At 66.8% G+C, this 11,046-nt stretch carries 9 protein-coding genes and 1 pseudogene; 5 read left to right on the top strand and 5 right to left on the bottom strand.

Features of this window, described 5'->3' with window-relative positions; translation table 11 throughout:
• Positions 1-273: 273 nt before the first annotated feature.
• From DK842_RS05860 to DK842_RS05845, 4 genes and pseudogenes are all read left to right on the top strand, one after another.
• A complete protein-coding gene (locus DK842_RS05860) occupies positions 274-1,722 on the top strand; it encodes a cytochrome P450 (protein ID WP_168194821.1) in 1,449 nt (482 codons plus the stop codon).
• 153 nt (positions 1,723-1,875) lie between these two features.
• Positions 1,876-2,100 (top strand): annotated as a pseudogene (locus DK842_RS05855) (transposase); the annotation flags it as partial.
• A gap of 326 nt (positions 2,101-2,426) precedes the next feature.
• A complete protein-coding gene (locus tag DK842_RS05850) occupies positions 2,427-3,242 on the top strand; it encodes an AraC family transcriptional regulator (RefSeq protein WP_198414642.1) in 816 nt (271 codons plus the stop codon).
• A 92-nt stretch (positions 3,243-3,334) separates the two neighbouring features.
• Positions 3,335-4,240, top strand: coding sequence for an alpha/beta hydrolase (locus DK842_RS05845; RefSeq protein WP_114060625.1), 906 nt, complete (start codon positions 3,335-3,337; stop codon positions 4,238-4,240).
• Positions 4,241-4,555: 315 nt separating this feature from the next.
• Here DK842_RS05845 and DK842_RS05840 read toward each other — a convergent pair whose 3' ends face one another.
• Positions 4,556-5,950: an MFS transporter gene (locus DK842_RS05840; RefSeq protein ID WP_232538605.1), complete on the bottom strand. Its 1,395-nt coding sequence runs from the start codon at positions 5,948-5,950 to the stop codon at positions 4,556-4,558.
• Between the two features lie 159 nt (positions 5,951-6,109).
• Here DK842_RS05840 and DK842_RS05835 point away from each other — a divergent pair, with 159 nt between their 5' ends.
• Complete coding sequence (locus DK842_RS05835) at positions 6,110-7,039, top strand: LysR family transcriptional regulator (protein WP_114060623.1); 930 nt, start codon at positions 6,110-6,112, stop codon at positions 7,037-7,039.
• 13 nt (positions 7,040-7,052) lie between these two features.
• Here DK842_RS05835 and DK842_RS05830 read toward each other — a convergent pair whose 3' ends face one another.
• The 4 genes from DK842_RS05830 to DK842_RS05815 all read right to left on the bottom strand — a co-directional run bounded on the left by DK842_RS05830 (position 7,053) and on the right by DK842_RS05815 (position 10,874).
• On the bottom strand, positions 7,053-8,249 hold the full coding sequence (locus DK842_RS05830; RefSeq protein ID WP_114060622.1) for a patatin-like phospholipase family protein: 1,197 nt from the start codon (positions 8,247-8,249) through the stop codon (positions 7,053-7,055).
• A gap of 10 nt (positions 8,250-8,259) precedes the next feature.
• Positions 8,260-9,042: a 3-hydroxybutyrate dehydrogenase gene (locus DK842_RS05825; RefSeq protein ID WP_114060621.1), complete on the bottom strand. Its 783-nt coding sequence runs from the start codon at positions 9,040-9,042 to the stop codon at positions 8,260-8,262.
• A 110-nt stretch (positions 9,043-9,152) separates the two neighbouring features.
• Positions 9,153-9,926: a substrate-binding periplasmic protein gene (locus tag DK842_RS05820; RefSeq protein WP_114060620.1), complete on the bottom strand. Its 774-nt coding sequence runs from the start codon at positions 9,924-9,926 to the stop codon at positions 9,153-9,155.
• A 72-nt stretch (positions 9,927-9,998) separates the two neighbouring features.
• Entirely contained in the window at positions 9,999-10,874 is an 876-nt protein-coding gene (locus tag DK842_RS05815) for a LysR substrate-binding domain-containing protein (protein ID WP_114060619.1), read from the bottom strand.
• Positions 10,875-11,046: the final 172 nt, after the last annotated feature.

Here is an 11,046-nt window from a genome sequence, read left to right as displayed (position 1 = left end):
CGCAAAAAGGCGGCGGACGGACAGGCCCCGTCCGCTTGCCCGGGGCCGGCAGGGAGCGGGATGTTCGCAACGCGCGGACCGCCGCGCGGATACATGGACGGCTTGATCTGCGGGCGCACTGATCGGACCCGGGAGTTCCGGTTTTTCATCGTTTGGAAGGAGGTTTTGACGGAAAAGGACGCATGGAGCGAAACGGAGGCAGTTGCTCACCGGCTTTCGACTCGCTCTGAAACAAAAGCAATTGTTTTGCTGGACCAGATGCAAAGGAATAACATGAAACGCTTCAATGATTTGCCTGCGCCACCCAGCTTGCCCTTTCTGGGCAACGCACATCAGCTCGATAAAAAGGGACTTCACCTGACGCTTGAAAAGTGGGCGCGGGAGTACAGGCAGGAACCCTTCCGGTTTCAGCTGGGCCCCTTGAAATTCATTGTGCTCAGCCGGCCCGAGGATGTGAGGTGCGTACTGAAGGAGAGACCGACGCAATTTCGCCGGATGCGTGAGATGTCGAAGATATTCGACGAGGTCGGATTCAGCAGCGTGTTCACCAAAGAAGGCGAGGCGTGGCGCCGTCAACGGCGGATGATGCAGCCGGCATTCACGAAGCACACTCTTGTTCCATTCGTTCCACAGATCGCCCGCAAGGCATTGCAGTTGCGCGACCGTCTGCAAAAGTCGAATGGCGAACCGCTGGAAATCCGCCATGATTTCCGGCGTTTCACGGTCGATGTCGGTTGCTTGCTGGTGTTCGGCGTCGACCTGAACAACCTCGCCGACGACGACAACCATGTCCTGCATACCTTCCACAACGTCGTTCATACCATGAATAAGCGCCTGCGCAGCCTGGTGCCGTATTGGCGGCTGGTGAAGATGCCGGTCGACCGGAGGTTCGACGGGTCGATCCAGGAGCTCAGGGACATGGTCACCGGCATCGCGCACGATGTCAGGGCCAGGATGAAGCGAGGCGAAGATTTGGGGGAGCACTGCATCCTGCATACGATGCTGGCCGCGTCCGAAGGGGACGACGCCACGCTGACCGACGACGAATTGTTCGCCAACATGATGATTCTGGTTTTGGGCAGCGAGGGCAGCACGGCGGCGATGCTGAGCTGGATCTGTTTTTATCTGAGCCAGGATGAGGTGCTGCAACAGCGCTTGCGCGAAGAACTGTGCGATTTCGACCTGGAAACCGTCGATTACGATGCGATTGAGAGCCTGCCGCTGACGGAGGCGGTGATCGAGGAAACGTTCCGCATCCGCTCGACGGTGCCTGCTCTGGTGCTGGAGGCGCTGGAGGACACCGAGGTGGGAGAGTTGCATGTCGACAGGGGAACCCGCGTCTTCGCGCTGACCCGAGTGAACGGAATCATGGATACGGCGCGTGACATGGTGTTCGATCCGCGGCGCTGGTTGAACGAGGACGGATCGCTGGCCAGTCTGAAGGACGCGCGCCAGACGCAGTTTCCGTTCGGCTACGGGCCAAGGGTGTGCCCCGGCGCGCCATTGTCCAATATCGAGCTGAAACTCGCTATCGCTATGCTGGTGAAGCATTTCAAGCTGGAAATCGTCGATGGGGAGGCGGTAGAGGAAGTGTTCATGGCGTCGGCGGTGCCCGATAATTTCCGAGTCAAGGCCATTCCCCTGCCAAAGCGCCCGCGGGAGTCCGGGTCCCTCGTGTTCGGGCGGGAGGAAGAACGGGAGGATGCTCGGTCTCCAGCCTGACGGTTTTCACCATTGAAGCCGGGCGGCCGGGGAGGCCGGCCGCCCTGAGAGGAGGAGGCCGCCGTCTCGGCGGCCATCCGTAAAAAAACATGGCGGTCCCGGTGGGCGCTGTTGCACAAATCCTCCCCCGTCGCAGCTTGGTAAGATAGCGGCATGACCAAGCTCGCTCCGAAACGTTACCGAACGGCCAACGGGAAAGCCTACAACCAAGCCCTGATCCAACGCGGCTCTCTGTCCGCCTGGCTGGACACGAGCATGTCGTGGCGGGCGACGCCACGGGGGGCGCGCGGACGGACACAGACCTATAGCGATGTGGCTAGCCAGTTCTGTCTCACCATCAAGAACCTGTTTGGATTGCCTTTACGGCAAACCATCGGCTGAATTGCCCCCGCTCTCGTAGGCACTTTCCTGCGACTGGTGTATTCCACAAAGCAGCCGATTAATGTCTCCAACCCATGTGGCCGCTATGGCCGAGAACCAGTCGCCAGCCCTCCTTGGGCATCCTCCTTGTGCGGGGAGATTTGTGTTTGGGAGACGCGGGGAGTTGTGTCGTTGATCAATCGCTAGCAGAGGCCGCTCATGCTTGGGGCTGCTTTATAGAAAATTATGGGAAACCCATGATTTGATTTGAACGGGTCATCCGACAGCAGCTCAGCGCGCGGTTGCGTGGATGTATTGGATTGAAGCCTGTCCGTCAGTTTGAGATGATCGGGCCAATAGCCGCCATTCACTTCTATTCCGCCATGCTGCTTCCCATTCATCTTCCGGTCTTCCCTAGCGGGGATATCGCCCTTCAGCCCGTCTCCCGCCATTATCCAGACCATTACGAAACCCCGGCGCACTGGCATGAGGGCGCGCAGCTGGTGTACGCGGCCAGCGGGGTGATGGAGCTGCGCTGCGAGGCCGGTTTCTGGACCATTTCGCCGCAGCAGGCGTTGTGGGTGCCCGCAGGCATGCCGCATCGGCTGCTGGCGCGGGGCGCGGTGGAGCTGCGGACTGTGTATCTGGCTGCGCAGGCCTGCTCGCCGGGGCTGCCCGAGCGACCGGTCAGCCTGGCGGTTTCGCCGTTGCTGCGCGAACTGATCCTGCATGCTCCCGCGGTGGAGCGGGATGCGGCTTGCAGCCGCGACGCCCATTTGCTGCAGCTGTTGCTGGATGAAATCCGGCTGGCCCAGGCGCAGCCGCCGCAATGGAGGGCGCCCCGCGATGGCCGCCTGCGCAAGGTCTGCCAGCGCTTGCTGCGAGACCCGGGCGACGACCGCACGCTGGCAGCCTGGGGCCAATGGGCGGGGGCATCGCCGCGGACGCTGTCCCGGCTGTTTCTGGCCGAATTCGGCATGAGCTTTTCGAAGTGGCGCCAGCAGGCCAGAATCTTCGCCGCCATTCCGCGGCTGGAGCAGGGAGAGGCGGTAGCGCGCGTCTCCGCGGATCTGGGCTATCTCTCCATCAGCGCCTTCACCGCCGCGTTCCGGCGCTTGACCGGACGCCCTCCCGGCGCGTTTCACAAGCCGCTTGGCTGATTCGAGCAAGTGTCTGGCCGCCGGGAGCAAGCGCCGGCAGGCCATGCGATCTACGCTAGAGGCCTTTGCAACGCATGTGCTTTGGAGGCCGCATGGCAGGATATACGCGTGAATCGCGCCGCATCCCGGCGAACGGGGTCGAACTCGACGGCTGGCTGTATTTGCCGACGGGCGGACATCTGTCTGGACGGGGCGCGCCGCTGATCGTGATGAGCCACGGCTTCGCCGCGGTCAAGGAACTGCATATCGACAAGTTCGCCGAGCGTTTCGCCGGCGCAGGCTTCGCCGTCGCGCTTTACGATCATCGGAATTTCGGCCGCAGCGGCGGCGGGCCGCGCGGCGAGATCGACCCGCGCGAGCAAGTTGACGACATGCGCGAGGTGATGACCTGGGCGGCGGCCCTGCCGCAGATAGATGCCTCCCGCATCGGCGTGTGGGGCACCAGTTTCAGCGGCGGGCATGCCATCATGGTGGGCGCGCTGGACCGCCGCGTGCGCTGCGTGGTGTCCCAGGTGCCCACCATCAGCGGCCACGAGATATTGCTCCGCCGTTCGGGTCCGCGGATTCAAGAAGTGCGCGCCGCTTTCGAGGAAGACCGCGCGGCGCGGCATAGGGGCGAGCCCCCGCGCTATCGCTGCGTGATCCAGCAGGATGGCGAGGCCGGCATTTATCCCAGCGCGGAAGCGGAAGCTTTCTATGGCGCCGCCCGGTCCTTGGCCGAGGATTGGGATAATCGGGTGACGCTGCGCTCCAGCGAGATGGCTGGCGAATACGAGCCCGGCGCCTGGATAGCGCGGGTCGGCCCCACGCCTTTGTTGATGGTGGTCGCGGAACAGGACACCGTGACGCCGACGGACCTGGCGCTGGAAGCTTACGCGCGCGCGCGGGAGCCCAAGCGGCTGTGCCTGCTGCCGGGCGGCCATTTCGACCCGTACACGACGCATGCGGAGCGGGCGATGGGGGCCGCGCTGGATTGGTTCGGCTTGCATCTCCGCTAAGCATCCCGGCACGCGGCAGCCCATCCAGCGGCCGGGGCCGGATGTTGTGGGTGGCGGCTGGGCCGGGGAAGCTGGGTGTGGCCAAGATCATAGGCGACCAGGCCTTTCCGTACCTGATTCTGACCTTGCTGGCGTAGCCGTTGATCAGGCCGCTGAACGGGGGGCGGCCGACGAGAGGATTCGCACGGAGATGAATGAGGATGTGCCAATGCGTTTCGACAAAGTTCCCAAGCGCTTAGGCGATTCTACGGTGTTCCGCGAGCCAGACTTCGACGCGAGGCGCGGTGTCGCATCCGGACGAATGAGCCGGATGGGTCAGCCGGCGCTTTCTTCGGCAGGCATCGTCCGTCTGCCGCGCCGCAGCGCGGCGATGGCGGCCAGCAGCAGCAAGGTAGCCGCCGCGAAGGCTGCGCGGGTGGCTTGGCCGATGGCGGTCGGCGGCGCGTCGGCGACAGACGTTCCCGCCGCGGCGGCGAAGACCGCGCCCAGCGCCGCCGCGCCGGTGACCAGACCCAGGTTGCGCGCCAGATTGAGCAGGCCGGAAACCAGGCCGCGCTTGTCGGCGGGCACGCCGGCCATCACCAGCGTGTTGTTGGCAGCCTGGAACACGGCGTAGCCCACGGTCAGCGTCAGCAGGGGGGCGAGATAGCCGGCGAGGCCGCCGCCGGCCGGCAGCGCGGCGAGCAGGACGGAGCCGGCCAGCATGGCGCACAGCCCCAGCAGGCTGACGCGCTCGGCGCCGAAACGGTCGGTCAGCAGGCCGGCCGGCATGCCGGACAGCGCGGACACGGCCGGGCCGGCCGACATGGCCAGGCCTACGCCCGCCATGCCCAGGCCCAGCGCGCGAGACAAGTGAAAGGGGCCGACGACCAGCGTGCCCATCATCACCGCCGCCACCAGCGCGCCAGCGGCCAGGGAGCCGGCCAGCGCCGGGTCGCGCAGCATGGCCAGCCGCAGCAGCGGCTGCGCAGAGCGGGCCTCCGCCCGGATGAAGGCGGCGGCTGCGATGGCGGCAGCCAGCAGCAGCGCCAGATTGAGCAGACCGAAACGGCCCCGCCCCAGCGTCATCGCCAGCGCGTAAGCGGACAGCGCCAGCGCCAGCCACAACGCGCCGGCGTAGTCGAAGCGAGCGGCCCGCGGCGCGGACGCGTCCGGCGGCAGGCTGCGCCGCGCCAGCAGGAAGGCGGCCGCGCCCGGCGGGGCGAGGGCGAGGAAGACGGCCGGCCAGCCGCCGGCCGAGATCAACAGGCCGCCCACGGAGGGGCCGAGCGCGGTGCCGACGGCGGACATGCTGCCCAGCCAGCCCATCGCGCGGCCGGTTTGCGCCTTGGGCGCCACTTCGGCGACGAAGGCCATGGCCAGCGCCAGCATCGCCGCCGCGCCCAGGCCTTGCAGCGCGCGGGCGGCCAATAGCCAGCGGAAGGAGGCCAGGCCGGCGGCCAGCGAAGCCAGACTGAACAGCAGGCAGCCGGCCAGCAGCAGGCGGCGCTTGCCGATCAGGTCGCCCAGCCGGCCGACGCCGACCACCAGCGCGGTGACGGCCAGCAGATAGGCCAGCACCACCCATTGCACGTGTTGGAAGGATGCGTGGAACGCCCGCGCCAGCTCGGGCAGGGCGACATTGGCGATGCTGGTGCCCAACGAGGACAGCAGCACGCACAGCGACAGGCAGGCCAGCGCGCCGCGCCGGCGGGTATGGGTGGCGTTCAATCGGATGCTCCATGAGGTTTGCGATGGCGCGGCGGAGGTTTGCCATCCGCGCCTTGTCCATGTCCGCAGCCTAGGCCGGCGCGAGGGATGGCGGAAGACGCATGGCATGCACTCGATAGCTGCATGCGACGCCATGCCTGGCCGTGCTATGGTGGACGGATGAGCACACCCGATCTGAACCTGCTGATCACCCTGAACGCGCTGCTGGCCGAAGGCAGCGTGGCCGGCGCCGCGCGCCGGCTAGGTTTGAGCCCGTCGGCGATGAGCCGCGCGTTGGCGCGGCTGCGCGCGGCGATGGGCGATCCGCTGCTGGTCCGCGCCGGACGCGGGTTGGCGCCGACGCCGAGGGCGCTGGCGCTGCGCGAACGCATCGGCCCGTTGCTGAGCGAGGCGGAGGCGGCGCTGCGGCCCGCCAGGCAATTGGACCTGAGGTCGTTGCAGCGCACCTTCACCCTGCGGACCAGCGACGGCTTTGTGGAAAACTTCGGCCCCGGGCTGATTGAGCGGGCTGCGCGGGAGGCGCCGGGAGCGCGTTTCCGCTTTGCCCTGAAAGCGGACAAGGACAATGCGCCGCTGCGCGACGGCAGCGTGGACCTGGACACCGGCGTAGTCGGCGCGGCCGCCGGGCCGGAATTGAGGGTGAGGCTGCTGTTCCGCGACCGCTTCATCGGCGTGGCGAGGGAGGGGCATCCGCTGCTGGACGGCGAAATCAGCGCCGAGCGCTACGCCGCGGCCCGGCATGTGTGCATGTCGCGGCGGGGGCAGGAGCGCGGGCCGATAGACGAGGCGCTGAAGGCGTTGGGGCTGCGGCGCAACGCCGCCACTCTGGTGGGCGGCTTCACCGCGGCGCTGGCGCTGGCGCGCGCCACCGATCTGGTGGCTTCGGTGCCGGAGCGCCATACCGGCAGCCTGCGAGACGGCTTGCGCAGCTTTGCCTTGCCGGTCGAGGTGCCCGGCCTTTCGATTTCCATGATCTGGCATCCGCGCCAAGACGCCGACCCCGCCCATCAGTGGCTGCGCGGCTGCGTCAAGGCGGCATGCGATGAACGGCTGGCGGCATGCGGCCTTGAGGATGGCCCTGGCGATTGAGCCGCCGGCGCGCTCAGCCGGAGCGCTTGTGCACGTCGTGGCTGACGAAGGGCTGTTCCGGCGTGGGCATGTCCAGCCAGCTTGGGCGGGCGAGCGTGGCGCGGATGTCGGCCAGGCCGGCGGCCCAGTGTTCGCGCATGGCGCGGGCGCCGAACTGGTAGTCCTTGTAGTGGCCCTCGCAGGGCTTGTCCTGGTAGATCAGGTGGATCACGTTGAACAGCCGGTCGCAGGCCTGGGCGGCGGCGCGGCGGTAGGCCGGATGGCCGCGAGCGGCTTCCGGCACCAGTTCCATCACCTCGCGCAGCAACTGCCGGTATTGCTGGGTCTCCCGCATGTGGTCGGTGATGGCCCGCGTGCGGCTGGAGTACTGGATGTCCTTCTGCCGCAAGGCTACGCGTGACAGGTCGGCCGGCAACTCGCCGCGCGCGTTCCACAGGTCCACCTGGAACACCAGCGAATGCTGGCGCGGCCGCTCGCTCAGCACCGGCTGCAGCGGGGTGTTGGACACCATGCCGCCGTCCCAGTAATGCTCGCCGTCTATTTCCACCGCAGGAAAGCCGGGCGGCAGCGCGCCGGAGGCCATGAAGTGTTCCGGCCGCAGCCGCTGGCGGGCGTTGTCGAAATAGACGAAGTTGCCGCTTTCCACATTGACCGCGCCCACCGATACCCGCATCTCGCCGCTGTCGTTGAGGCGGTCGAAATCCGCCAGCCGCTCCAGCGTGCTTTTCAGCGGCGAGGTGTCGTAGAAGCTGGCGGTGCCGCCGTCATGCGGCGGCCAGGGCGGACGCGGCTGGAAGAAGCCGTTCTGCCCCTCGATCAGCGCCCGCCAGGCCTCCAGTCCGCCTAACCAGCCCTGCAGCGGCGGCGGCAGCGCCTGGGCGTCGTCCAGCAGATTGTGCGGCGTCGGCGGCAGCAGCGGCTGGCGGCTGATGGTGGTCCAGAATTGCTCCAGCCGTTCTGTGCGCTTGTCCGGCGGGTTGCCGGCGATGATGGCGGCGTTCAGCGCGCCGATCGAGATGCCGGCCACCCAATTGGGGTGCAGCCCGGCCTCGGCCAGCCCCTGGTAAACGCCGGCCTGATAGGCGCCCAGCGCGCCGCCGCCCTGCAGCACCAGCGCCACCACCTGGTAGCGGTGGCCGGCTGGCAGCGCCGGGCTGGGATGGACGCCGGTCTCGACATGACAGGCCGGCTCGCGCGTGTTCCTGGCCATGCCGGCCTCCTTATTGCATGTGCCAGCCGTGGCTGACGATGAAGGATTGGCCGGTCAGCGCGGCGTTGGGGAAGGCGGCGAGGAACAGCGCGGTCTGCGCCACGTCGTCCACGGTGGTGAACACGCCGTCCACGGTATGGCCCAGCATCACCTTCTTGACCACCTCCTCCTCGCTGATGCCCAGCTCCTTCGCCTGCTCCGGAATCTGCTTGTCCACCAGCGGGGTGCGCACGAAGCCGGGGCAGATCACGTGCGAGCGCACATTGTAGGACGCGCCTTCCTTGGCCAGCACCCGGGCCAGGCCCAAGAGCGCGTGTTTGGCGGCGACATAGGCCGATTTCAGCGGCGAGGCCTCGTGCGAGTGCACCGATCCCATGTAGATCACCACGCCGCCGCGCTTGTCCTGATACATGTGCCGCAGCGCGGCGCGGGTGGTGAGGAAGGCGCCGTCCACGTGGATGGCCTGCATTTTCTTCCAGTCGGCGAAGCTGTAGTTGACGATGGGATTGACGATCTGGATGCCGGCATTGGACACCAGGATGTCCAGCTGGCCGAAAGCGTCGACCACTTGCTGGGTGCCTTGGTCCACCGCCTCTTCGTTGGTGACGTCCATCGCCACGCCTATCGCCTTGCCGCCGGCGGAGACGATTTCGCCGGCGGTCTTGCGCGCGGCGTCGAGATTGATGTCGGCGATGGCTACCGCCGCGCCGGCGCGGGCGTAGACCAGGGCGATTTCCTTGCCGATGCCGCTGGCGGCGCCGGTGATCAGCGCGACTTTTCCGTTCAATTGCATGGAGGCTTCTCCGGTGAATGAGGATGGGGAGCGGCCGGGGCGGTGTCGGTCGCCTTTTTTATGCTAATGCAATTGTTCTATCTTGTCTGATATCCCAGGCGGCGGGAGGTTCAGTTTCCGCCTTCTTGATAGAAGTGGATGCGCTTGCGCGTCAGCGCGTCGCGCTGGGCGGCGATGGCGCTCCACAGGCAATCCACCTGTTTGGGATGGCTGGCGGCGTAGCGGCGCGAAACCGGCAGGAAATAAGGTTTGGAGCTGATGGGGGGCGCTAGCTTGCGGATTTTCAGCGCCGTATTGTGTTCCAGAAAGTCGTCGCCCAGTGTTTCATGCACCGCGTAGGCGTCGATGCGCTTGTTGGCCAGTTTTTCGAAGTTCTGTTCGACGCTGTTGGCGGTTTCGGCGGGGATGTCCATTTTTTGCAGGTCTTTATTGATCGACCAACCGGCATTGGTGCCGACGCTGCGCCGCAGATTGAGCAGCCTGCGGCCGTCCCAGCGCACGTCGCTGTCGGCGCGCACGTAGAGAACGTAGCTGAGCGTGGCCAGGCGGCGGGCTTCGTCCGGCTTGCCCGCGAGCATGGGATAGACGGCATAGGCGGCGCGATCCGGGGTGTAGGAGAGCATCATCACCGCGTCCACCGAACCGGTCTCCAGTTCTTTCAGCAGCCTCGCGCCGGGCAGCAGGCGGATGTCGGCGCGCAGCTTGCAGCTGCGGGCGGCGGCCTGGACCAGTTCCACCGACAGTCCGGGCTTGCGCGGGTCCAGCTTGTCGTCGCCCAGCTTGTAGGGCGGGAAAGCCTGGTCGCCGATGCCGATGGCCAGCGACTCCGCGGCGGGCGCGGCGGCGCTCAGGCAGCAGGCGATAAGCGGGATCAACAGTCTCATACCGGTAGCGTATCCTCCGGGCGTTACCGTCAATGTAGCGTTTTCAGTCTGACGGGAATAGTCCGATGCAGTTCAATCGGCCAGCGCCGCCGCCAGATGGTCCACCAGGCAGGCGACGCGCGGTTGCGGCCGGCCCTGCTTGTAGTACACCGCCCAGATCGGCTGTTTCCAGTCCTGCCGCTCCGGCAGGCGGATTTCCGCCAGCCGCCCGGCGGCGATGTCGGGCCCCACCAGGAAGTCCGCCAGACAGGCGATGCCGCAGCCTTGCAACGCCAGCGCGCGCAGCGTGGCGCCGCTGGAGGCGGCCGGCGACGGCGCCACTTTCAGGCCGTTGGCGCCTAATGGCCACAGGTTCAGCGTGGCCGGGCTGGTGAAACCCAGCAACCGGTGCGCCGGCAAATCCGCCGCGGTCCGCGGCCGGCCGTATCGCGACAGATAGCCCGGCGCGGCGACGAGGCGCAATGGGCTTTCGCACAGCAGCCGCGCGTTCAGCGTGGAGTCGGCCAAAGGGCCGACCCGTATCGCCAGATCCGCGCGTTCCTCTATCAAATCCACCACCGCCTCCGCGCCGGCCAGCTCCAGCCGGATGTCCGGATAGCGGGCCTGGAAACCGGCCAGATGCGGCGCCAGCAGATGGTCCAGCACCGGTATCGCCGCGTTGACGCGCACCAGGCCGGAGGGGCGGACGGCGGCCGCCTGCAGCTGTTGTTCGGCGTCGCTCAGGCTTTCCAGTATCGCGCGGGCGCGCTCCTGCAGCCACGCGCCTTCCTCGGTCAGGTCCAGCCGCCGCGTGGTGCGGGTGAGCAGGCGCACGCCCAGCTGCTTTTCCAGCTGCGACAGGCTGCGGCTGACGTTGGACGCGGTGACGCCCAACCGGTCCGCCGCGGCGGTGAACGAGCCGCAATCCATGATGGCGATGAAGGTAATCAGGCTTTCCGTGCTTAGCATTATCAATTTCTACGCAAAAGACCTTGTCAGTACAGACCATTTTTCCGGGGGCGGCAAGCGCGGACAATCGGCATCCTCATTTCCAACCCATCCCATTCCAGTTGAAGCCGAGGGCGCGAAGGCACGTCCGCAGACAGCGCATCCAGTGCGGCTGGCCCGCGCAGCGCAGCCG

The sequence above is a fragment of the Chromobacterium phragmitis genome (genome assembly GCF_003325475.1).
Lineage (GTDB): Bacteria > Pseudomonadota > Gammaproteobacteria > Burkholderiales > Chromobacteriaceae > Chromobacterium > Chromobacterium phragmitis.
This window is presented reverse-complemented; position numbering and strand designations above follow the sequence as displayed.